Genomic DNA, 21,833 nt, shown 5'->3' with positions numbered 1-21,833 from the left:
AGATTGTTCTTAGCTATCGAAGATGCTTTCGAGCGGCAGATGGGATTTCACGATCGGGGACTTCAGCACGACGAAACTGAAGTACTTGTCGATGCCGATATCCATCTCGACCAGGCGTTCCATGACCGCCTGGTATTCGCTGATCCCCGCGGTGATGAACTTGACGAGATAGTCGTACCCGCCCGAAACCAGATGGCATTCGACGACCGAATCGATCTTTTCGATCGTCGTGAGAAAGCGAGCGAAATCGATCTGCCGATGATTCTTCAGGGTGATTTCAGCGAAGACCGTCAGAGTTTGTCCGAGCTTGGCAACATCGATCTGGGCGGAATAGCCGGTGATGAAGCCCTCCGTCTGGAGCCTCTTGACGCGCATCAGGCACGGGCTCGGCGAAAGATTTATCAGCTCTGCGAGCTCGACGTTGGAAATGCGCCCGTTCTTCTGCAGTTCGCATAAAATCCTGATGTCGATCTTATCGAGCTTCATAGCAATGCCATCAGATGGGGCCGACAACGGCGTCAGGGCTTTGAGTCTTCAGCGTCATATGCATTGTCATAGCATCAACCAGCAGCTTTTCCCAACGAGGCGGAAACTGCAATTCAGAACTCGCTGACCTTCCCCCAGGCGCTCATTTTCAGCCGTTCCGGCCTGTAGGGACGCGGGTCGACGATCGGTGCTCGACCGGTGATGATGTCGGCGATCAAGTGCCCGGTGCCGGGCCCAATCCCGAAGCCGTGCCCACTGAACCCCGCCGCAAGGATGAAGCCTGGAATGGATTCAACTTCGCCGATTGCCGGAATGCCGTCCGGTGTGCTGTCGATGTAGCCGGCCCAGACGTTTGAGATGGCGAGGTGCCGCAGCTCGGGGACCAGCTTGCACGCGCGTCGATGCGTCAGCCGAATCTGCCTCATGTCGGGGCGGGGATTGAGCGTTCGGTTCAGCTCCATCGGAGTCACCTCGTCGAGCCTCCATTTCGCCAGGGATTCGTGGCCTTGCCGCATGCCCTCGAAGGCCCCAGGGCTGAGGCTTCGCCAGCGGCGGGCGAACATGGGGAGGAATTCGCGGCCGAACCTGACCTGCTGCGGCGTCGGATCTAGTCGCGCGCGCCCGCTGATGGCCAGCGTGTATCCGCCATTGCCGCGTCGCGTGGCCGACACGAGCCCTGCGTAAAGGGCATCAGGCAGGTCGGCCGCGCCCGGGGCCAGGGCGAGAATTGAAGCGCGCACGGATGCCTGCGGGAAGCGAATTCCGAGCTGGTTGCAGAACGAAGATGCCCATGCGCCTCCTGCCATGACCACCGTCCTCGTCCGGATCGTGCCCGCCTCGGTCACCACGCCGTTGACCCGGCCGGCACTGAGCTCGATGCCGCGCGCGGCGCAGAGCTGGTGCACCGTGCCGCCCGCCGCCATGATCGCACGCGCGGCGATGGGGACGGCCTTTGAAGTGTCCGCCGTCCCGTCTGTCGGCGAGAAGACGCCGCCCTTCCACTTGCGACCCGTCGCCTTGCCCCGACCGCTCGCCTCTTCCGAGCTCAACAGATGCGTCGTGACGCCAACGGTCCTGGCGAAGTCTCGCCACTTGGCCCAGCCTGCCAGCTCATTCTCGTCGTTCGACAAATACAATAGGCCGCAGCGGCGAAAGCCCGTGTGTTCACCCGTTTCCTGGGCAACTCGTTCCCAGAGATCGAGGCTCTTGGTCGCAAGAGGCAGCTCGCGTGCGTCGCGGTTCTGTTGTCGGCACCATCCCCAGTTGCGGCTGGACTGCTCGGCGGCGACGCGGCCCTTCTCGAGCAAGGCAACCTTGAGGCCGCGACGCGCGAGATAGTAGCTTGTGAACACGCCCACGACGCCGCCGCCGATGACGACGACGTCCGCCTCACGAGGCAGGGATGGACTGGATTCGATATGCAGGAGCGGCGCGCTCATCCGACAGGGATCTCCGGTGGTTGCGTAGCGTAACCGGGGAATTGCGGCAGGCCCCGCGGACTTTGGCCATGAGACCGAATATCCTGCGGTTTACTGCCTTTGACACAGGCTATTATTGCGAAAATACTTTGCTTGGGTCGCAGCTTGCAGGCGACGAGACTGATGCACGTGCTCCTGCGATCCGTCGCGCGCCGCCGCGGCAGGGCTGGCGGCGCAGACTGAAATGCCAAATCGGACTTCGTTTTCAGAAGTTCCTGCTGCTTCGATGCCGGCTTTCGGCGACTCCAGGGTGATTCAAATCGTCAAGATCGGCAGAACGGATCGAAGGATCGAAGTCCATAGAGGCAACCCGCATGAGCCTTGTCGAGGAGCAGATCTTGGCAGAAGCGATCAAGCTATGAGCTCGGCACCATCCATGCTTCGCTTCGATCGAACTGACCTGTTCGGTCGGCGCCGCACTGCGAAGAAGAGTTCTTGCCTCTTGCGCGGGGAGGCCTGAATCATGTCGCAGCCTCCAATGGAGGAATGGCACGTCGAACGTCAAATCGTCGACCTGTCGAAGAAGCGTGGCAAGGCAAAGAACCGAAGGCGCGGCTCGCAGCAGGATGGCCGAACGAAGCTAAAAAGGGAGGATGTTCCGATGGCCTCTGGCGAGCCGGCTGCAGCCCCCGCCGATGTCGCGCTGTCGGTGCGCGAACTGACCGTGAGCCTGCCTGAAGGAATGGAGCGGGCCCACGCCGTCGAGAACATCTCCTTCGATCTCAAACGTGGACAGATTCTCTGCATCATCGGAGAATCTGGATCGGGCAAGTCGGTCACCGCCAATGCGATCATGGGGCTTCTGCCGAAGGTGATCAGGGTCACCTCGGGGGCGATCCACCTGAATGGGACGAACATCGTAGGCCTCGCGCCAGAAAAGCTCCGCAGTCTGCGCGGCCGAGTCGTCTCGATGATCTTTCAAGATCCTCTCTCGGCGCTCAACCCGCTGATGACCGTGGGCGCGCAGATCGAGGAGGTGATGGCCGCGCACGACGTGGGCACGCCGGCCTCGCGCCGCAGCCGGGCCATAGACTTGTTGATTGAAGTGGGTCTGCCTGATCCGCAGCTCATGTATCACCAATATCCCTTCCGGCTTTCGGGCGGGCAGCGGCAGCGGGTGATGATCGCTATGGCTCTGGCTCTCGAACCTGCGATCCTGATTGCGGACGAGCCGACCACCGCACTCGACGTGACGACCCAGGCGCAGATCCTGCAATTGATCCGCGACATTCAGCGCCGCAAGGGAATGAGCGTCATGTTCATTACCCATGATTTCGGCGTCGTCGCGGAGATTGCCGACCACGTTGTGGTGATGGAGAAGGGCCATTGCGTGGAGCAGGGCAGTGCCGCGCAGGTGCTGAAGTCGCCCGGTCATCTCTATACGCGCCGTCTGATCGCAGCCGTGCCCCACCTGACCGGGAAGGACCGCGTTCCCTCGGAAGCCCTGGAGCGAGCGTCGATCCTGAAGGTCGAATGCCTGGCAAAGACTTATCGCAGCGGCAGCGCGCTTTTCCGTACGCAGCGCATCGTGCCTGCGGTCAATGGGGTCAGCTTCGACCTCACGTCGGGTCGCACGCTCGGCGTCGTCGGGGAAAGCGGTTCGGGCAAGTCGTCGCTCGGTCGGCTGTTGATCAAGCTCATGGAGTGCGACGGCGGCTCGATTCTGTTCGAAGGCCGCGACATCGCTGGGCTTTCCGAAGCCGAGTTTCGGCCGCTACGGCCGAACATCCAGATGATCTTTCAGGATCCTTTCGCATCGCTCAATCCGCGATCGACGGTCGGTCAAATTCTCACTGTCGGCCCGGTCGCGCATGGCATGCCTTATGACAAAGCTTGCGAGCGTGCGCGGGAGCTTCTGTCCCATGTCGGCCTGGATGCAGGCGCCTTTGAGCGCTATCCGCACGAGTTCTCCGGCGGGCAGCGCCAGCGCGTCGGCATCGCGCGGGCGCTGATGTTCAAGCCAAAATTGCTGATTGCCGACGAAGCGGTCTCAGCGCTCGACGTATCGATCCAGGCCCAGATCTTGAAGCTGCTCGACCAGATCCAGCGGGAGACCGGCGTCTCGATGATCTTCATCACGCATGATCTGCGCGTCGCAAGCCAAATCTGCGATGAAATCGCCGTCATGCATCGAGGACAAATCGTGGAACGCGGACCGCCGTCCCAGATATTCCTCGATCCGAAATCCACCTACACGCGAGAACTGGTGGCAGCAATCCCGGGCGAGCAACCCCTGAGCATGCCCGAACATGCAGAGTATGGCGGACAGCACAAGGGAGGAGAGACGTTATGACCAAGGGTTCTGCAACGACATCGAGCTACTCGCGGCGTGATGCTCTGCGAATGGTGGCGATCGGCGGAGCTGCCGGCCTGATCGCGCCCAATCTATTGGGCAAGCCGGCCAACGCGCGCACCTCTCCGACAAAGCCAACCGGCCGCGTGATCGTCGGGCTTGGACAAGAGCCGACCGTCTTCAATCCGCTGATGGTACACATTGAAGTCGATGATGGCGTGCATTTCTCGGTCTTCGACGCGCTGTTTCGCATCGATCCTCAGGGCGTTATTCAGCCCAACCTGGCCGTGGAAGTGCCGAACCAGAAGAATGGCGGCATTTCGGAAGACGGTCTCAATTGGCGTATTCGTTTGCGTGACGATGTCCGCTGGCACGACGGCAAACCGTTCAGCGCCGAGGACGTGAAGTTCACGCTCGAGCTGATTACGAATCCGAACTTCCGGAGTTGGCGCACGGCCGGCCATGCTCTCGTGCGCGACATCACGGTGGTCTCGCCGACGGAGATCACGTGGCGAATGGAGGAGGCCTTTGCGCCATATCTGTCGTTCCTGACCGAAACCTTCATCGTCCCCAAGCACATCCTCGAGAAAGAGGCCAATCCCAACAACGCCGCCTTCAACCAGGCGCCGGTTGGTACCGGCGCCTTCAAGTGGGGCAAGAGGGTTGCTGGTGATCATCTCGAACTCGTTGCGAACACCGAGTACTTCGGTGATGGTCCTCACATCGAGAGGCTGGTCTTCAAATACATTCCCGATCTCACGGTCCTCTACACCCAGTTCAAGAGCGGCGACATTGATCTCGTAGGCCAGCCTTACGTCACGCCCGATCACTACGGGGAAGCCAAGACGCTGCCAAACCGTGTGGTGACGCTCGTCCCAAGGACCTCGTTCGAATCCTTCTACCTGAACCTTGAGCGCCCGCAGTTCAAGGAGCTTGCCGTTCGCGAGGCGCTCTACGCGGCGATCGACAAGGAGGCGATCATTCAGGGGCTCTATTACGGGGTGCCTACCCCGACAGAGACGTTCATGCCGCGGCAGTCCTTCTTCTTCCACGCCAATCTGCCCCTGCACCAATTTGATGTAAAGCGCGCGGGCAAGATCCTCGACCAGGCCGGCTGGGCAAAGGGCGCGGACGGCATTCGCGCCAAGAACGGCGTTCGCCTGTCCTTTACCAATTCGACCACGTCGGGCGATCCCCTTCGTGAACAGGTGCAGCAGTTCCTGCAGCAGACCTTTGCTCAGCTCGGCGTTGAGATGAAGATATCGAACTTGCCCGCGGCCGTGATGTGGGGCGATTTCTGGGTGCAATCGCAGTTCGATTCCGTGATCGTAGGCAGCTCGTATCTGATTGGCGCCGATCCGGACGTCACCAATCGCCTCCACTCGCGCTCGATCGCAGCGAAGGGCGGCCGCGGCTCGAACAATGCCCAATACGCAAATCCGGAGGTCGATGCCCTCCTTGACAAAGGCGCGCGCACCTTCGATCCCGAAGCGCGGCGCGCGATCTACTTTCGCGTACAGGAACTCGTGCGCCGCGATCTGCCTTTCCTACCGCTGTATCAGAGCAACTCGGTCCAAGGTCTCAAGAAGGGGATCAATGGATTCGTGCCGAATGGCAACACGCGCACGGAGTCCTGGAACGCGCTCGCCTGGTATTGGGCGAGCTGATGTCTCGCCGGACGGACCGCGTCGGACGGTGTTGTCACGCTAATGGAGGACTCGAATGTCCGCCTTCCTGCTGAATCGTCTCCTGCAGAGCATCGTGCTGCTGGTGATCGTCTCGATCATCGGCTTCACGGTTCTCAACCTCATGCCGGGTGGTCCTCTCGCGCAGTTCGGGCTCGATCCGGGGATGACCCAGAAGGATGTGGAGCGGCTCGCAGCGCAACTCGGGTTGAACCGGCCGCTATGGATGCAGTATCTCGATTGGGCCTGGCGGCTGCTCCAGGGAGATTGGGGACACTCGTTCCGCGATGGCTCTTCGGTGCTGACGGTGATTGGTCGACACTTGCTGGCGACGCTACTGCTTATGGGTACGTCCACCGCATTTGCGATCGGGGTCGGTGCCTGGATCGGAATCCGCGGCGCGACCCACCGCTATTCGCTGTTCGACTACTGCGCGACTGTCGGCGCCATGGTGGCGCTGTCCGTTCCGACGTTCTGGTTCGGCCTGATCGGCATCTACATCTTCACCCTGAAGCTGGGTTGGGTGCCCGCGGGCAACATGTACACGATCGGCGACGGCTCGATACTGGACTATCTGCATCACCTGATCTTGCCGAGCCTGGTGCTGTCCCTCGTTCATGTCGCTATCTGGAGCCGTTACATGCGGACGGCAACGCTCGATGCGCTCAGTCAGGATTTCGTCAAGACGGCCCGGGCCAAGGGCGTGAGCGAACGCCGCATCTTGCTGAAGCATGTCATCGGCAATGCGCTGTTGCCGATGATCACGCTGGCAGGGATGCAATTGCCCAGCATTCTCACTGGCGCGCTGGTCACGGAGACCGTGTTCACCTGGCCGGGCATGGGGCGGCTGTTTCTCGACAGCCTTGGCTACAGCGACTATCCGGTCGTGATGGGGCTGTTGATCTTCTCGGCCATCCTGGTCCTGTTGGGTAATCTGATCGCAGACATCGTGATCGCCACCGTCGATCCGCGCATTCGCCTGGCCTGAGCCTGCGGACTCACGACAGATAAGAGGAGCGAGTAGATATGACCGCCATCGTCGCGCACGCAGCTCCGGCCCGCTGGTGGCACAGCCGTGCTGTTATCCGCTTCATGCGTCACCACCTGGCGCTCTTGGGAATCGCGATGATCACCCTGCTCGTGCTGGCGTGCGCCATCGGTCCCTATGCCTTGCCCTACGATTCGCTCCACATCGATCTGCGCGCCCGCTTTGCTCCGCCCCTGACAGGCAACCATTACTTGGGCACGGATCCCTTAGGGCGAGACCTCGCGGTGCGGCTGTTGATGGCCGGGCGCGTCTCGCTGGCGGTGGGATTCTCCGCGATGTTGCTGTCGACGTTGATCGGTACGCTCATTGGCGTGACGGCCGGCTATCGCGGGGGTTGGGTCGGGGCGGCATTGATGCGGACGGTCGATGGCTTCCTGTCCTATCCCTCGATCTTTCTCGTGCTGGCGCTGGCCGCAACGCTGCGGCCGAGCCCGGCGATGATCACCGTGATCATTGCGGTCACGAGCTGGATGGAGACTGCGCGAATCGTCGAGGCCGAGGTCCGTTCGCTGCGCGAGCGCGAGTTCGTCCAGGCTGCGCGCATGGTCGGGCTTCGCAGGTCGCACATCATGTTCCGCGAGATCCTGCCCAATGCCATGGGTCCCATCATCGTCGCCGCAAGTCTGGCCGTGGCGCGCGCGATCCTTCTGGAGGCCTATATCAGCTTTCTCGGCTACGGCATCCAGCCGCCGCTGCCCAGCTGGGGCAACATGCTCAATGGCGCCCAGCAATATCTGGCGAGCGCTCCCTGGCTCGCCATCATTCCCGGTGCCGCCATTACGATGGCGGTGACGAGCTTCAATTTCATCGGTGACGGTCTGCGAGATGCCCTCGACGTTCGAAACGACCACATCTGAACGATTTGAACCGAGCCGCGGCTGAACCCAGCAACCATACGAGAAGCAAAGCCATGCATGCGCCTAGAGTTGCCGAGAAGGCCACGCCCTATTGGTGGGAAGCCGCGCCGCTTATGCCGCCGCCTCAGCATCCAATAGCCAAGAAGCTCGACGTGTTGATCGTGGGCGCGGGCTATGCAGGGCTCTCGGCCGGTCTGGTGCTGGCGCGCGAGGGCCGCTCGGTTGCGGCCTATGATGCCATGGACCCTGGTGAAGGAGCTTCGACGCGCAACGGCGGTATCACCAGCGGATCCATTCGGCCCGATTACGCGACGCTCACGCGCCGGTTCGGAGAGGAGAGGGCGCTGGCGATCGAGGCGGAAGGTAAGGCCGCACGCGAGTTCCTGTACGATTTCATCAGGACGGAAGGACTCGCCTGCGACTTCCAGCCGGTGGGGCAGTTTAAGGGCGCCTTCGGCTATGAGCAATACGAAGCCATCGCGCGCACCGCCGAGCGGCTCGCAAAGAAGCTTGGGATCGAAGCCTACGCAGTTCCCTATGCCGAGCAGCGCCAGTATATCGGCACCGATGTCTATCGCGGCGGTACGGTTCGGATGGACATCGGCGGGCTGCACCCGGCGAAATTCCACGCCGAACTGCTGCGGGTCGCGCTCGCTTCCGGTTTGACAGTCCACGCCCGGACGCCCGTGATCTCGATCGACAGAGATGGCTCCGGTTTCCGCGTTGTCACCGCGGCCGGTCCGGTGCAGGCGCGTCAGGTGCTGGTGTGTACCAACGGTTACACCGACGGCGCCGTGCCCTTCCTGCGCCGTCGGCTGGTCCCGGTTCGCAGCCGGATCATTGCGACGGAGGAGCTTGCGCCCGAAGTCATGGCGCGGCTGATGCCGAAACGCATGATGATCACGGAGAACCGGGAGGTCGGCTTCTATTATCGGCCCTCGCCTGATGGCAAACGCATCTTGCTGGGCGGCCGCGACAGCTCTCGTGTCGGCGACCCCGTCGCCCCGAAGCTGCTTCTGCGCAAGGGCCTGGTGAATCTGTTCCCTGAACTGGAGGCCGTTCGCCTCTCTCACACCTGGTTCGGCCATGTGGCCATGAACCGCGACATGATTCCGCGCATTTTCGAGAAGGAAGGTATCGTCTATGCCAGCGGCTTCTGCGGGTCGGGCGTGGTCTGGGCGCCATGGGTCGGTATGCATGCGGCCCACAAGCTCATGGGACACGAGGAGAGGGCGCGCACCGCGTTCGACTTCAGGCCTCCGGCCTTCATCCCGTTCTATCGAGGCAATCCGTGGTTCATGCCTGCCTTCATTCAAGGCTACCGGATGCGTGACCGGATCGCGATGTGGCGCGCCAGCCGTTGACGGCCGGCAGCACAGCTTACAACCCAGGTCTGAGTTCCGGAGGCACTTCCGCCTCTCTAAAGAAGATTAACGATGCAGTACGTGTCCACGCGCGGCCATTCAGGCCGCAAGCAATTCTGCGAGGCATTGCTTGAAGGCCTCGCCCCGGATGGCGGGCTGTACGTCCCGGAAACCTATCCACGTGTGGACCACGCCACGCTGGATGCGTGGCGTACGCTGTCCTACGCCAACCTGGCTTTCGAGATCCTGTCGCTCTATGTCGGCGATATTCCCTCCGCCGACCTGAATGCCATCTGTGCAAAGACCTACACGCCGGAGATATTCGGAAAGCCTGACATCGCGCCGCTGCGAAAGCTGGAGAGGGGACTTTACCTCCAGGAACTGTCGAATGGTCCCACGTTGGCGTTCAAGGACATGGCCATGCAGTTGCTCGGCAATCTGCTCGAGTACGAGCTGGCGCGCCGGCAGGAGAACTTGAACATTCTTGGTGCGACCAGTGGCGATACCGGAAGCGCGGCAGAATACGCCATGCGCGGCAAGAAAGGGGTGCGGGTGTTCATGCTCTCGCCCCGCGGACGAATGAGCGCCTTTCAACAAGCTCAGATGTTCAGCCTCCAGGACCACAACATCCACAACATCGCGATAGAAGGCGTCTTCGACGATTGCCAGGACATCGTCAAGCGGGTGGCGAGCGATCTGGAGTTCAAGCAGAAATACAAAATCGGTGCGGTGAACTCGATCAACTGGGCGAGGCTCCTTGCGCAGGTCGTCTATTACTTCTCCGGTTATCTGCAGGCGTCCGAACGGGGGACGACAAGTGTAAGCTTTGCAGTGCCTTCGGGGAATTTCGGCAACATCTGCGCGGGGCATGTTGCGCGCATGATGGGGCTTCCAATATCCCGGTTGGTCCTTGCGACCAACGAGAACGACGTGCTCGACGAGTTTTTCCGTACCGGGGTGTATCGCGTCCGAAGTCGCGCAGACACGCTCGAAACCTCAAGCCCGTCCATGGACATCTCCAAGGCTTCAAATCTCGAACGCTTTGTATTCGACTTGTTAGATCGGGACGCAGAGCGAACGAAATCGCTGTTTGCTGATCAGCTCGGGGAGCGAGGCTCGTTCGATCTGAGTGGAGAATCCAGATTTGCAGAGGCTACAGCCCGTTTCGGCTTCCGTAGCGGAAGGAGCACACATGCCGATCGGCTCGCGACCATCCGTGACACGTGGAAGCGTCGGAACACCGTGATCGATCCACATACGGCAGATGGCGTGAAGGTCGGGCGCATGCACGCGAGTCCCGAGATGCCGATGATTGTGCTCGAAACTGCTCTGCCGATCAAATTCGCCGCGACGATCAAGGAAGCTCTGGGCCGTGAGCCCGATCGCCCGCAAAGCTACGATGGCATTGAGAAGTTGCCGAGGCGGGTCAAAGTCCTTCCCGCGAATGCCCAGGCTGTCAAGAACTACATCACCGAGATTGTGCGCGATAAAGCCTGCTGAACGGCAGATATCGGAACGAAGGTCGCGTCAACCCATGGCCGTATTCACGGAGCTGTCATTCGACCAAGTCACAGCGTTCTTTCGAGCGCTGGGTCTCGGCGCGCCTCGCTCCGTTCGCGGGATCACCAGCGGAATTGAGAATACCAACTACTTCGTCGATACGGATCGGGAAGGGTACGTGCTCACCATTTTTGAGCGCCTCCCCTTCGAGCAGTTGCCGTTTTACCTCCACTTCATGAAGCATCTTGCGGTGCGGGGCATGCCCGTCCCCAATCCGGTCGCCAACCGTGACGGCGAAATCCTTCACTCACTGAAGGGGCGGCCTGCCGCCGTCGTTACCAGGCTTCCCGGTGCAAGCGAGATGGAGCCTACGGTCGCGCATTGTGGTGCCGTCGGAAAATTCCTCGCGCAGGTGCACCTGGCTGGGGCCGATTACCCGCGACAACAGATAAATCCGCGCGGCCTCCAGTGGTGGAACGAGGTTGTGCCGGTGGTCAGCCGCTATGCATCTGCTGGACAGCGCTCGCTGCTCGCGAGTGAATTGGCGTTTCAGAACCAGGTCGCTTTGTCCTCGACCTACCGGCAACTGCCCAGGGGACCGGTGCACGCTGATCTCTTTCGCGACAACGCCTTGTTTGAGCGGGGGCAACTGTCCGGCGTTCTTGATTTCTATTTCGCCGGGTGCGACGCGCTTCTGTTCGACATTGCAGTGTGCGTCAATGATTGGTGCATCGATGGTCCCGCCGGCCGTTACGACGAGGAGCGAGTCATCGCCTTCCTCGACGCATATGAGAGCGTCCGGAGGTTGACTCCTTCGGAGCGCTTGCTGCTTCCCGCGATGCAGCGCGCTGTGGCATTTCGGTTTTTACTGTCGCGCCTGTGGGACGTATATCTGCCCCGCAAAGCTACGCTCCTAAAGCCACACGATCCGGGTCACTTCGAGCGCATGTTGCGCGTGCTGCGTGGAGAGATCCCCATGATGATCGCCGAAATGGCGCCCTAGCGGAGATTGGGGGGAATTATGACGCCGACTCTCGAAGGCCGCGCCGCGGTCGCCCGACGCGTCGGCGCGCGACACGTCGTGATAACCGACGTCAATCCGCACCGTCTGGCGCTTGCAGTGGTGCTCCCGCCGCATGTGAGGCGTCAGCTCTGACGGCCCGCTTTCGAGCGCCGTCCTGGCGCGCCCGCCGCTGACGGCAGATTGGCCGCGTCGAGCCGCGAACAATGAAATTCTATGCCGAACTTTGCTCCAGTCCAATTGTGTAATGCTGTCTGGTGAAACGTACAGTGCGGACGATGCGAGGATCAGGTGGACCTCGCCGTCAATCAGGTACTGGCGACAAGTACCGCGAGCAAGAGAAACGTCGACCAATGATGAAGCCCGCAGCTTACCAGGCCGGAGATCGCGACGATCGAGCCGCGGTGCTGGTTCCATTCGCCAGATCACACCTGGAAGGCGCCCTGAAGCTCTCGCAGGAGATGTCCTGGCCCTATCGGCTCGAAGATTGGGATGTCGCGCTGCAGCTGGGCAAAGGCTTTGTTCTGGAACACGCTGGGACGGTGATCGGGACCGCGGCATGGTGGCCGTATGGCGAAACCCATGCTTCCGCTGGTATGATCATCGTCGCGAAGACCGCTCAGGGCCGTGGCTATGGGGCCCGGCTCATGGATGCGTTGCTGACGTCCGCGCGTCCACGAAGCATTGCGCTGAATTCGACCGCCGAAGGCCAAGCGCTTTACCAGCGGCGCGGTTTCGTCCCCATCGGGGTCATCCACCAGCATCAGGGAATTCCCAGAGGACGCCACGAGTCGCCGCCGGGGCTCGTCAGGCCAATGGCTGCCTCGGATTTCGAGGTGATCATGCGACTCGATCGCGACGCTACGGGCTTGGAGAGACGACAGATGCTCGAAAAGCTACTCCAAAGCGGTGATAGCTATCTCCTGCAGCGTGACGGCATGGCCCGCGGCTACGCCATCTCCCGGCTTTTTGGCCGCGGGCATGTCATCGGTCCCGTCGTCGCCGAAACCGAGACCGATGCACAGGCGCTGATCGAGGCTGCGCTCGCGCGGCTCGGCAGTGGTTTTGTCCGCATCGACACCTCTGCCACATCGCAGCTCGGGAATTGGCTTGAAGGCATCGGCCTGGAGCAGGTCGGCGATGCCACCACAATGATCTTGGGCACGCCGGCACCATCAAGCGGGCCGGCGCGCGTGTTTGCGATTCCCAATCAGTCGTTCGGCTAGGAGACATCGACGTGCGACGCGAGGAGATGAGCGGAACGGATCACCAGAACTCCGAGACGGCCGCAACGCTCGGCACGCTGGCAACGCCGGCTCTCCTGCTCGACGTGCATCGGCTCGATCGCAATCTCGCCCGCCTGTCCTCGCGCATGGCGGAGCGGGGCGTCGTGCTGCGTCCCCACATGAAAACCGCGAAATCCATCGACGTGGCCAGACGGGCCCATCCGTCCGGATCGGGGCCGATCACTGTCTCTACCCTGGCGGAAGCCGAGTATTTCGCGAGGCACGGTTTTCGCGACATGACTTATGCGGTGGGTCTGGCGCCCCACACGGCTGAAAGAGCGATGCGTCTGCGCAAAGCAGGCGTTGACCTCAAGGTACTGCTCGATTCGCCGGAGCAGGCGAGAATGCTCGGCGCCGCCGGTCGTGCCGCTGGTGTCACACCGACCGCGTTCATCGAGATCGACTGCGATGGTCACCGCGGCGGGCTGACCGCGAACGATCCAAAGCTCATTGCAGTTGCGGTCGCGCTGGGCGAGGCCGGCGTCAAGCTTGCCGGCGTTCTCACCCATGCCGGCGAATCCTACAGCCTGTTCACGCCGGAGGCTCTCGTCTCGGCCGCGGAGAATGAGAGAGCGGTGGCGGTTGCCGCGTCGGAGGCCTTGCGAGCGGCCGGGCACCAATGCCCCATCGTGAGCGTCGGCTCAACCCCGACCGCGCATTTCGCCGAAGACCTGACGGGCGTCACGGAAATGCGGGCGGGAGTCTACATGTTCTTCGATCTGGTCATGCACGGCGTAGGTGTCTGCACGACGGACGACATCGCGATCTCGGTGCTTGCCACTGTGATCGGCACCAAGCCCGAGAAGGGCTGGATGTTGGTCGATGCCGGGTGGATGGCGCTGTCGCGCGACCGCGGCACCGCGGCGCAGCGGGTCGACCAGGGATATGGTCTGGTCTGCGACTTGGCCGGCAAGGTCTATCCGGACCTGATCGTTTCGCAGGCAAGCCAGGAGCACGGGATCCTCGCCAACAGGCCCGGTTCGGCGCACGCTTTGCCCAATCTTTCGATCGGCGCGAAGGTCAGAATTCTCCCCAATCACGCCTGTGCGACGGCGTCGCAACATGAGTTGTACAACGTCGTCTCCGCGGGCAGCGACGCGATTCACGCCCGATGGCCCCGGATGCGCGGCTGGTAGGGCTGGCCGGCCATTCCCGGCTCTCTCTGGTTCCTGCCGCGGATCGGCGCCCACTGCCGGATCAAGGATAGCTTCCAATGACCTCGCCCCTTCGACATTTGACGGAAGCCGGCTTTCTCGGAAAATTCTACATCGACGGAGAATGGCGGAAGCCGATCGGATCAGTCGCGGCAGCAGCAATTGTCGTCAATCCGGCGACGGAGCAGCCGATCGCCGACGTCGCGCTCGGCGATGACGATGACGTGGATTGCGCCATCGCAGCCGCAAGACGAGCCTTCGCCGGCTGGTCCATGACACCGCTTGCTGAAAGAGCGGCGCTGCTCGACCGGATTCACGCCTTGCTCCTTGAGCGGCTGGAGCTGTTCGCGCAGGCGCTTGCGTGCGAGATGGGAGCTGCGATCAGCTACGCGCGCCGCGCCCAGGTGCCGTTGGCCGCCGAACATATCCGCGTCGCCCGCGACAATCTCGCGAATTATCCGTTCATCGCCGCGCGCGGCAGCACCGCGATCATGCGCGAGGCAATTGGCGTCTGCGGCCTCATCACCCCCTGGAACTGGCCTCTCTACCAGATCACAGCCAAGGTCGGCCCGGCGCTCGCGGCGGGCTGCACGGTGGTGTTGAAGCCGAGCGAATTGTCGCCGCTGAGCGCGTTGCTGTTCGCGGAGTTGATGGACGATGCCAATTGTCCGCCCGGCGTCTTCAACCTCGTCAATGGGACAGGTCCGATCGTGGGCGCCGCTCTCGCGTCGCATCCGTTGGTCGACATGATCTCGATCACCGGCTCGACGCGCGCCGGCGTTCTCGTCGCGCAAGCGGCAGCGCCCACCGTCAAGCGCGTTGCCCAGGAGCTCGGCGGCAAGTCGCCAAATATCATCTTGCCGGACGCCGATCTCAGCCGTGCTGTTCCGCTTGGCGTCGCCGCAGCCTTCCGCAATCTCGGCCAATCCTGCAGCGCGCCGACGCGCATGCTCGTGCCCCGTTCACGGATCGAGGAGGTCGAGACCTTGGCCGCGGCGGCCGCTTCTGAACTGGTGGTCGGCGATCCCCTTGCGGAAAGCACGACCCATGGTCCGATCGCCAACCGGCCGCAGTTCGAGCGCATCCAGACCATGATCGGCGTCGGACTGGAAGAAGGCGTCAAGCTCGTCATCGGCGGGCGAGGGCGGCCCGACGATCTCCGGACTGGCTTCTATGCGCGGCCGACCATTTTCTCGAACGTCCGTCCCGACACGAGGATCGCGCAGGAGGAAATCTTCGGCCCGGTGCTGTCGATCATTCCCTACGACACCGTGGACGAAGCGATCGCGATCGCCAATGACACCGTCTACGGTCTCGGCGCCCATGTGCAAGGCACCGATATGGAGATGGTGCGGACCGTCGCCGGGCAGATCCACTCGGGTCAAGTCCATCTCAATTATCCTGACTGGGACCCCAATGCTCCCTTTGGCGGATACAAGCGTTCTGGCAACGGTCGCGAATACGGCATCGAGGGCATGGAGGAGTATCTCGAGACCAAGGCCGTCCTCGGATTTTACCACTCTCGCGCTTGAGCATCTCGTATCGCTCAAACGGCCAGAAAACCGAACATCTTGCGAAGTCCTGGATGATTTCAGCACATTCTACCGAGCGCACGATGCGATGAAGGGCTGATCGGAAAATTTGCTTCCGCACTTGGCTGCCGAGGTTCGTTGGACCATGTCGCCCCGCGTCGAGCGTATCCACAGCGATGAGCATCTCCCGGCCGAGGCCGACGTCGTCGTCGTCGGCGGCGGCATTCTCGGCTCTACCGCGGCCTATTACCTGGCGAAGCGCGGCCTCTCCGTGGCGCTCCTCGAGAAGGGGCACGTCGCCTGTGAACAATCGAGCCGAAACTGGGGTTGGTGCCGCCAGCAGAACCGCGACCGGCGCGAACTGCCGCTCTCGGTGCTCTCCATGCGGCTGTGGGACGAGCTCACGCGCGATATCAATCGGGACCTTGGATTTCGTCGCTGCGGTCTCGTCTATGCGACCCACGACGAGGCTGTGCTCGCCGGCTGGGAAAAGTGGCGCGAGGTTGCCAGGGAGTACGACGTCGATACCCGCTTGCTGAGCCGGGCGGAAGTGGCCGAGCGCGTCCCCGAAGCGCGCGACAAATGGGTCGGTGGGACCTATTCGGAGCGAGACGGCAAGGCCGAACCTGCGCTCGCCGCGCCGGCTATCGCTGAGGGGGCCAGAGTTCTGGGCGCCACGATCCATCAGGGATGCGCCGCGCGGGGGCTCGACCTGGCCAATGGCAAGATTGCGGGCGTGCACACGGAGAAGGGCTACATCAGAACCAGCGCGGTGCTGTGCGCCGCCGGCGCCTGGTCCTCGCGCTTCCTTCGGCCGCTCGGGGTCAGTTTCCCCCAAGCGAGCATCCGGCAGACCGCGCTGCGTTCCACTCCCACAATCAATATCGGCGAGGCGGTCTCGACACCCTACTGCACGATCACGCGCCGACTGGATGGCAGCTACACGCTTGCGATCAGCGGCAAGGCGAACCTCGAAATCACGCCCCAGGCTATCCGGTATAGCCGGGAATTTATGCCGCAGTTCCTGCGTCGCCTGAAGAACGTCAGGCTCGGCATCGGCCAATCGTTCGTTTCGGGGCCGGATTCGATAACGGCGCTTCTGGCCAACGATGATCGGATCTTTGAGCAGAATCGCGTGCTGGATCCTCCGCCATTGAAATGGCTGGTGAGCCAAGTGGTGGAGAGTGTCCGGAGAACCTTCCCCCAACTCGGCGAGATCAAGATCGACAGCGCCTGGGGCGGCTTCGTCGATTGCACGCCGGACGCAGTGCCTGTGGTGTCGCAGGTGGACGGGGTGAAAGGCCTCGTGCTCGCGGCGGGCTGCTCGGGTCACGGCTTCGGTCTCGGCCCGGGGCTCGGCTATCTGGCCTCAGAGCTTGTAGTCAACGACACGCCTTGCGTCGATGCCACACCGTTCCGGCTGTCACGTCTGGTCGACGGCTCGAAGCTGGACATCTCCGCCATCTGAAGATCGAGCCGGACTCAGGCCCGACGCGTACCGTGGCGAGCAAAGGATTCGGAGCTGTGCGCGAAGATCCTCATCTGCGTGCGGGATCTGATCGCGGTTTTAGCAGTCCCTAAGTTGCGTTTCCTCCCCAACTTGAGCCACTCCTTCGGAGTGGCTCTTTCTTTATGGACAAGTCGATTTGGCTGATCGAGGTGCATCGGCCGAAGACCCACCGCTTGAAAAGCATCGCCAACTCGCCGGCCGATGGTTCAACGGGCAGACTTCTCGCCCAATGGGCAAACGATCGCGCCGGCGTTCATGATGTCCGCCGGATCAAAGGCGGTCTTGATCCGGCGCATCGCCGCGATACGCCCGAGATCGCCGTACCGCTCCAGAAGATGCTTCTTGAATCGGCCGACGCCATGCTCTGCGCTGAACGTGCCGCCGAGCTCCGCGGCTGTATCGTAGAGTTGCAGAGACAGGCTGCTTTCGATCCGCTTGGTGAACTCCAGCCGGTCGACATTAGGAGGAACGAGCACGTTGTAGTGCAGATTGCCGTCGCCGACGTGCCCGTACACGGAGAGCTCAAGGTCGGCGTCATACGATCGCACCTGCGAGCCGGCTAGATCCAGAAAGCGTTGAATGGACGAAAGCGGTACCGAGATGTCGTGCTTGACCGATCCGTTCCGGCGCTTCTCGCCCTCCGGGATGGTCTCGCGGAGCCGCCACATCGCGGTCCGCTGCGATCCGCTCTGTGCCAGCAACGCGTCCTCGATCCATCCGGCCTCGATCGCCTCCGCCAGAACGGCTTCCATCGGTTCGTCGAGATCGAGATGGCGCGAGGAAGAGGCGAACTCGACGAGGACGGCGCCTTCTGGGCCTGCTCGAAGAGTGGACGGATCGGTCGTTGCTTCGGTCGCGAGCGCGATCGATCGGGCCGCCATGAACTCGAATGCGGTCAGCAGGTCCGCGGATTCACGACGGATCAGGGCGAGAAGATCGGCGAGCGGCGCGCCCCGCGCCAGTTTTAGCCAGGCCGTCGCGCGGCGGGTCGGCAAGGGCGCCAGACGCAGCACCGCGCCCGTGACGATGCCGAGAGTTCCCTCGCTGCCGACGAAACACTGTTTGACGTCGTAGCCGGTATTGTTTTTCCGCAGCTTGCGCATGTCGGAAACCACCGTGCCGTCCGCCAGCACCGCCTCGATTCCGAGCAGAAGATCGCGCGTCATCCCGTACCTGACGACCGATAGTCCGCCGGCATTCGTCCCGATGTTACCGCCGATCCGGCAACTGCCTTCCGCGCCGAGGCTGAGCGGCAACAGGAGTCCGGCGGCCGCCGCGGCGTCCTGTGCGTTCTTCAGGATCGTGCCGGCGTCCACAGAGATGCTCATGGAGACGGGATCGACTTCGCGAATCCTGTCCATCCGCTCGAGGCTCACGACGATTTGGCGTCCGGAGGCGTCGGGCGTCGCGCCTCCGCAGTAGCTGGTGTTGCCGCCTTGCGGAACGATTCCGATGCCGTGGTGCGCCGCCCACCGCACGATGTCGGCGACTTGCTTCGTCGTCGTCGGCTTCAGCACGGCAAACGTCGAGCCCGTAGAAAGCTGGTGTTGATCCGTCACGTAGACAGCCATCCGCTCCGGGTCGTCAATGACGCCTCCGTCGCCTACAAGGTCGCGAAAGGCCCGAACGTGTACTGACTGGGACATGCTCAGCTCCCGATTGGCATCGGGTCATCTTTGCGCGTTTGTGCCGCATTGGCTGCCGTTGTGGGGTCATTCAGAAGAAACCAATGCCGAATTGCTGCGATTGTCGGCAGCTTGCGCCGCTGTCGAACACTTCTCGCGAGGCCTTTGGGACTTGAGAGCAGCAGTCGATGACTGCACGGGTCATCTATCGCGCCCTGGTGCTTGAAGTGGGGCTCGCTACCCGTAGCCAAGATCGTAGCTTGCCCTGTGCTGAATTGAAAAGCGGCACATATTTCAATGGGGGTTGACTGACACTCTCCCGTGCGGTGGCTCTTGGGAAGAGGTGATGGACTAAACCTCCTTGAATTGGCTCCAATCGGATATCGATTGCTGGAGATAGCTCAAACTTGCCCATGATGGATTGGAGCGAGAGCTCAGGGTTTTCAATTGGTTAGAAGGCGGCGTGTGCACGATGTGTGCACCGAGAGATCAAGAATAATCTCATGACAGCCAACGTGTGGGGCTTTGTGGTTCAGCCTACACGCCAAATTCTGACTGAGGGGAAGGGCAAGTGCTGAACCAACAGTCTCAGTCCTGCGGCTGAATTGGTTTCCACCTCAATGCGGTTGGGCTACTCACGGACTCAATCGAGAGCCAAGACTCTCGCTGGGTTGGTCGCGCTGCCCTCGTTATGACGACGCAGTCGCTAGCACCCAACGCCTTGGTCGAGATAGTCACTCCCGCAGGCTTTGACGGCTTGCTCGTCGCTTCTTGCGAATTCTCGGATCGGTGTTGGACGCTTCGTTATTTTGAGACGTGAGCGTCGCCCGGACGTGCTCGGCAAGCTTCAACGCGCTATCGGCGTTGGAAGCAAGACGAGACAGCATTTGTGAGAGCACTCTGAACTCTTCGCGCGTCAACATGCCAAACAGCGCGTCATTCACCGGGCGTTGCAAGGCGGCGAGACGGATCAACAGGTTTATCCCGTGCTCGGTCAGTGTGAGTTGCACGCGGCGTCCGTCGCCAGGGTGCGGGCTTTTTCCGATCAGGCCGTCAGAGACCAGCTTGTTGATCTCGTTGGTGACGAAGGCGCCACTCAAGTACAGCCGCTCGGCGACCTGGTTGACACCCATCGGTTGGTCCGCCGTCGAATTCTTGATGGCGATCAGGATCAGATACTGGGTCGGCGATAGCCCGACAAAGCTCGCGAATGTCTCGCGAGCGGCTTCGAGGCTTCGTCCGAAGGCAAAGTAGTCGTAGAGGACACCGCGAAGCGTGCGATCTCCGTCACTTCACGCAATCCGCCGGTTCCAACAGCCCGTCCGTATGACCGCGGCGGATATTTTTCTAGGCTCCTATCGACAGTAGTGTTCTTGTTATGTTCTATATGCGGGATGACCGATCGACCCGCGAGTTGGCGCATGCCGACCACCAAGCAGATGGACAAAATGGCCGCTCTCGTCGGCGGAAACGTGCCGCAGAAGCCCGGATTGGCTCCCGACGCCGATCTGCCCGCGGAATATTGGCAGGCGCTCTCGGACGACCCTCGCGCCGAGGCGCGCTCAGTCCCCTCCGGAACGGCGCTGCGGCTGGACCAAATTCCTAAGTATCTGCTCCGGGTGGGCTGCGGGCGCTGCGGCAGGATCGTCGAGATCCAAAAGGTGGACGCCGTGCGCCTCTATGGTCGTGAGGCGCTGTGGAAGGATGTCGCGCGGCGGCTCCTGGACAACACGTGCACGCTGCGGACCGGACGCCATGAGGAAGACGGCTGCTGGCCGTCATACGACTGAAGGCGCCGGCGATGGCGCCCAAGCACCATCCGACCCCATTATCCGGAGGTGACCGCAAGGCGCTCGCCAAGGAGCTTGGTCGCGCACGCGCAATGACAACGATCCTCGCTGGTCAGGCCGCCGAGGCCCGGGCCAAGGGGGAAGCGCTGATCCGCACCGCGGACAAGCTGCTGTGCGAAAGCTGGAACGAGCGCATGTGGGCGGACGGTGAGCCGATATATCCGTCGCCGACGATCGACCAAGCCGTCAACGGCGGCTATCCATGGATCGAAATCGAATGCTCGCGCTGCAAGACCAAGCGGGACGTCGACTTGGCCGCGCTGCCCCATCCACCGACAACCTTCGTCCACGACTTGGCGAGCCGACTTCGCTGCAGCAAGTGCGCCAAAGCCAATCGCCGGCCCGCGGCCACGCTGCTACAGTTGACGCAGCGCCCTCGCCAGGCCGCTCCGGAGACCTGACGATGTGCAATCTGTATTCGATCACCACCAACCAAGCTGCGATCAGCGCGCTGTTCCGCGTCGTCAACCGCTACGTCGGCAATCTCGCGCCGATGCCCGGCGTCTTTCCGGACTACAAGGCACCAATCGTGCGCAATGGCGCCGATGGCCGGGAGCTCGCGACCGCAAGATGGGGGATGCCGTCGTCCCAGCAAGCTCTCCTGCAGGCGACCAAAAAACGAGCCCAGAAACTGCAGGCCAAGGGCAAGACGGTCGACTTCAAGGAGTTGCTGCGGGTGGAGCCGGACGGCGGCACCACCAATATCCGAAACGCGAAGTCGAAGCACTGGACGCGCTGGCTGGGGTCAGAGCACCGCTGCGTAGTCCCTTTCAATTCGTTTAGCGAGTTCAATAAGGCCGAGGGCGGCGATATCTGGTTCGCACTCGACGAGAGCCGTCCGCTCGTCTGCTTCGCCGGCATCTGGACCAACTGGACCTCGGTCCGCAAGGTCAAGGAAGGCGAGACCACCAACGACCTCTACGCGTTCCTGACGACGGAGCCGAACGCGGAGGTCGGTGCCATCCATCCGAAGGCGATGCCGGTGATTTTGACGACGCCCGAAGAGGTCGAGACTTGGATGACCGCGCCGGCGGACAAGGCCCTGAAGCTACAGCGGCCGCTACCGGACGGGACGTTGCGAATCGTAGCCCGCGGCGTGAAGGAAGATCCCGCGCCGGCGACGTAGCGTTCTGCACAGCGCTGC

General features: G+C 62.1%; 19 protein-coding genes. 15 read left to right on the top strand and 4 right to left on the bottom strand.

Annotated elements, in window-relative coordinates:
• Positions 1-9 precede the first annotated feature (9 nt).
• Together RAD04_RS26275 and RAD04_RS26270 are read right to left on the bottom strand one after the other, a co-directional pair.
• Entirely contained in the window at positions 10-486 is a 477-nt protein-coding gene (locus tag RAD04_RS26275; RefSeq protein ID WP_018321783.1) for an Lrp/AsnC family transcriptional regulator, read from the bottom strand.
• Between the two features lie 113 nt (positions 487-599).
• Positions 600-1,925 carry an NAD(P)/FAD-dependent oxidoreductase gene (locus RAD04_RS26270; RefSeq protein ID WP_461626092.1) on the bottom strand — a complete coding sequence of 442 codons (1,326 nt, stop codon included), beginning with the start codon at positions 1,923-1,925 and terminating at the stop codon, positions 600-602.
• Positions 1,926-2,565: 640 nt separating this feature from the next.
• Between RAD04_RS26270 and RAD04_RS26265 the strand changes: the two genes are divergently transcribed.
• The 12 genes from RAD04_RS26265 (at position 2,566) to RAD04_RS26210 (ending at position 17,172) form a co-directional block, all read left to right on the top strand.
• Complete coding sequence (locus RAD04_RS26265; protein ID WP_049815061.1) at positions 2,566-4,257, top strand: ABC transporter ATP-binding protein; 1,692 nt, start codon at positions 2,566-2,568, stop codon at positions 4,255-4,257.
• Entirely contained in the window at positions 4,254-5,924 is a 1,671-nt protein-coding gene (locus tag RAD04_RS26260) for a peptide ABC transporter substrate-binding protein (RefSeq protein WP_461626091.1), read from the top strand. The genes RAD04_RS26265 and RAD04_RS26260 overlap by 4 nt, the downstream gene beginning before the upstream one ends.
• 55 nt (positions 5,925-5,979) lie before the next feature.
• Entirely contained in the window at positions 5,980-6,930 is a 951-nt protein-coding gene (locus tag RAD04_RS26255; RefSeq protein ID WP_091966932.1) for an ABC transporter permease, read from the top strand.
• Between the two features lie 38 nt (positions 6,931-6,968).
• A complete protein-coding gene (locus tag RAD04_RS26250) occupies positions 6,969-7,847 on the top strand; it encodes an ABC transporter permease (RefSeq protein WP_091966930.1) in 879 nt (292 codons plus the stop codon).
• A gap of 53 nt (positions 7,848-7,900) precedes the next feature.
• A complete protein-coding gene (locus tag RAD04_RS26245) occupies positions 7,901-9,211 on the top strand; it encodes an NAD(P)/FAD-dependent oxidoreductase (protein WP_461626155.1) in 1,311 nt (436 codons plus the stop codon).
• Between the two features lie 72 nt (positions 9,212-9,283).
• Positions 9,284-10,711 carry a threonine synthase gene (thrC, locus tag RAD04_RS26240; RefSeq protein ID WP_183234877.1) on the top strand — a complete coding sequence of 476 codons (1,428 nt, stop codon included), beginning with the start codon at positions 9,284-9,286 and terminating at the stop codon, positions 10,709-10,711.
• Between the two features lie 34 nt (positions 10,712-10,745).
• Positions 10,746-11,714 carry a homoserine kinase gene (locus tag RAD04_RS26235; RefSeq protein WP_461626090.1) on the top strand — a complete coding sequence of 323 codons (969 nt, stop codon included), beginning with the start codon at positions 10,746-10,748 and terminating at the stop codon, positions 11,712-11,714.
• Positions 11,715-11,732: 18 nt separating this feature from the next.
• Entirely contained in the window at positions 11,733-11,867 is a 135-nt protein-coding gene (locus tag RAD04_RS26230) for a hypothetical protein (protein WP_461626161.1), read from the top strand.
• Between the two features lie 218 nt (positions 11,868-12,085).
• Positions 12,086-12,958: a GNAT family N-acetyltransferase gene (locus tag RAD04_RS26225; protein WP_018321793.1), complete on the top strand. Its 873-nt coding sequence runs from the start codon at positions 12,086-12,088 to the stop codon at positions 12,956-12,958.
• A gap of 26 nt (positions 12,959-12,984) precedes the next feature.
• Positions 12,985-14,154, top strand: coding sequence for a DSD1 family PLP-dependent enzyme (locus tag RAD04_RS26220; RefSeq protein ID WP_461626154.1), 1,170 nt, complete (start codon positions 12,985-12,987; stop codon positions 14,152-14,154).
• Positions 14,155-14,231: 77 nt separating this feature from the next.
• The gene (locus tag RAD04_RS26215; RefSeq protein WP_461626089.1) at positions 14,232-15,704 is read left to right on the top strand and encodes an aldehyde dehydrogenase family protein; all 1,473 of its coding nucleotides are present in this window, start codon (positions 14,232-14,234) and stop codon (positions 15,702-15,704) included.
• Positions 15,705-15,849: 145 nt separating this feature from the next.
• Entirely contained in the window at positions 15,850-17,172 is a 1,323-nt protein-coding gene (locus RAD04_RS26210) for an NAD(P)/FAD-dependent oxidoreductase (RefSeq protein WP_461626088.1), read from the top strand.
• A 248-nt stretch (positions 17,173-17,420) separates the two neighbouring features.
• Here the strand turns inward: RAD04_RS26210 and RAD04_RS26205 are convergent, their stop codons facing one another.
• Positions 17,421-18,860, bottom strand: coding sequence for an FAD-binding oxidoreductase (locus tag RAD04_RS26205; protein WP_461626087.1), 1,440 nt, complete (start codon positions 18,858-18,860; stop codon positions 17,421-17,423).
• Between the two features lie 713 nt (positions 18,861-19,573).
• Positions 19,574-19,999, bottom strand: a complete 426-nt coding sequence (locus tag RAD04_RS26200) for a MarR family winged helix-turn-helix transcriptional regulator (RefSeq protein ID WP_461626153.1) — start codon at positions 19,997-19,999, stop codon at positions 19,574-19,576.
• A 261-nt stretch (positions 20,000-20,260) separates the two neighbouring features.
• Here RAD04_RS26200 and RAD04_RS26195 point away from each other — a divergent pair, with 261 nt between their 5' ends.
• The 3 genes from RAD04_RS26195 to RAD04_RS26185 are packed head-to-tail and all read left to right on the top strand — an operon-like array spanning position 20,261 to position 21,815.
• Positions 20,261-20,629, top strand: a complete 369-nt coding sequence (locus tag RAD04_RS26195; protein WP_461626086.1) for a hypothetical protein — start codon at positions 20,261-20,263, stop codon at positions 20,627-20,629.
• Between the two features lie 11 nt (positions 20,630-20,640).
• On the top strand, positions 20,641-21,090 hold the full coding sequence (locus tag RAD04_RS26190; RefSeq protein ID WP_461626085.1) for a hypothetical protein: 450 nt from the start codon (positions 20,641-20,643) through the stop codon (positions 21,088-21,090).
• Positions 21,091-21,092: 2 nt separating this feature from the next.
• Positions 21,093-21,815 (top strand): SOS response-associated peptidase, encoded by a 723-nt coding sequence (locus RAD04_RS26185; RefSeq protein ID WP_461626084.1) that lies wholly within the window; start codon positions 21,093-21,095, stop codon positions 21,813-21,815.
• Positions 21,816-21,833 lie beyond the last annotated feature (18 nt).

It is taken from the genome of Bradyrhizobium sp. 25ACV, assembly GCF_054863005.1.
The sequence above is the reverse complement of the archived record's forward strand: the minus strand, read 5'-3'. Positions and strand labels throughout refer to the sequence as shown.

Bases quoted from the DNA above. Each gene is read 5' to 3' on its own strand.
- RAD04_RS26275 (WP_018321783.1), bottom strand. From the start codon at position 486: ATGAAGCTCGATAAGATCGACATCAGGATTTTATGCGAACTGCAGAAG.
- RAD04_RS26270 (WP_461626092.1), bottom strand. From the start codon at position 1,925: ATGAGCGCGCCGCTCCTGCATATCGAATCCAGTCCATCCCTGCCTCGT.
- RAD04_RS26265 (WP_049815061.1), top strand. From the start codon at position 2,566: ATGGCCTCTGGCGAGCCGGCTGCAGCCCCCGCCGATGTCGCGCTGTCG.
- RAD04_RS26260 (WP_461626091.1), top strand. From the start codon at position 4,254: ATGACCAAGGGTTCTGCAACGACATCGAGCTACTCGCGGCGTGATGCT.
- RAD04_RS26255 (WP_091966932.1), top strand. From the start codon at position 5,980: ATGTCCGCCTTCCTGCTGAATCGTCTCCTGCAGAGCATCGTGCTGCTG.
- RAD04_RS26250 (WP_091966930.1), top strand. From the start codon at position 6,969: ATGACCGCCATCGTCGCGCACGCAGCTCCGGCCCGCTGGTGGCACAGC.
- RAD04_RS26245 (WP_461626155.1), top strand. From the start codon at position 7,901: ATGCATGCGCCTAGAGTTGCCGAGAAGGCCACGCCCTATTGGTGGGAA.
- thrC (WP_183234877.1), top strand. From the start codon at position 9,284: ATGCAGTACGTGTCCACGCGCGGCCATTCAGGCCGCAAGCAATTCTGC.
- RAD04_RS26235 (WP_461626090.1), top strand. From the start codon at position 10,746: ATGGCCGTATTCACGGAGCTGTCATTCGACCAAGTCACAGCGTTCTTT.
- RAD04_RS26230 (WP_461626161.1), top strand. From the start codon at position 11,733: ATGACGCCGACTCTCGAAGGCCGCGCCGCGGTCGCCCGACGCGTCGGC.
- RAD04_RS26225 (WP_018321793.1), top strand. From the start codon at position 12,086: ATGATGAAGCCCGCAGCTTACCAGGCCGGAGATCGCGACGATCGAGCC.
- RAD04_RS26220 (WP_461626154.1), top strand. From the start codon at position 12,985: ATGAGCGGAACGGATCACCAGAACTCCGAGACGGCCGCAACGCTCGGC.
- RAD04_RS26215 (WP_461626089.1), top strand. From the start codon at position 14,232: ATGACCTCGCCCCTTCGACATTTGACGGAAGCCGGCTTTCTCGGAAAA.
- RAD04_RS26210 (WP_461626088.1), top strand. From the start codon at position 15,850: ATGTCGCCCCGCGTCGAGCGTATCCACAGCGATGAGCATCTCCCGGCC.
- RAD04_RS26205 (WP_461626087.1), bottom strand. From the start codon at position 18,860: ATGTCCCAGTCAGTACACGTTCGGGCCTTTCGCGACCTTGTAGGCGAC.
- RAD04_RS26195 (WP_461626086.1), top strand. From the start codon at position 20,261: ATGCCGACCACCAAGCAGATGGACAAAATGGCCGCTCTCGTCGGCGGA.
- RAD04_RS26190 (WP_461626085.1), top strand. From the start codon at position 20,641: ATGGCGCCCAAGCACCATCCGACCCCATTATCCGGAGGTGACCGCAAG.
- RAD04_RS26185 (WP_461626084.1), top strand. From the start codon at position 21,093: ATGTGCAATCTGTATTCGATCACCACCAACCAAGCTGCGATCAGCGCG.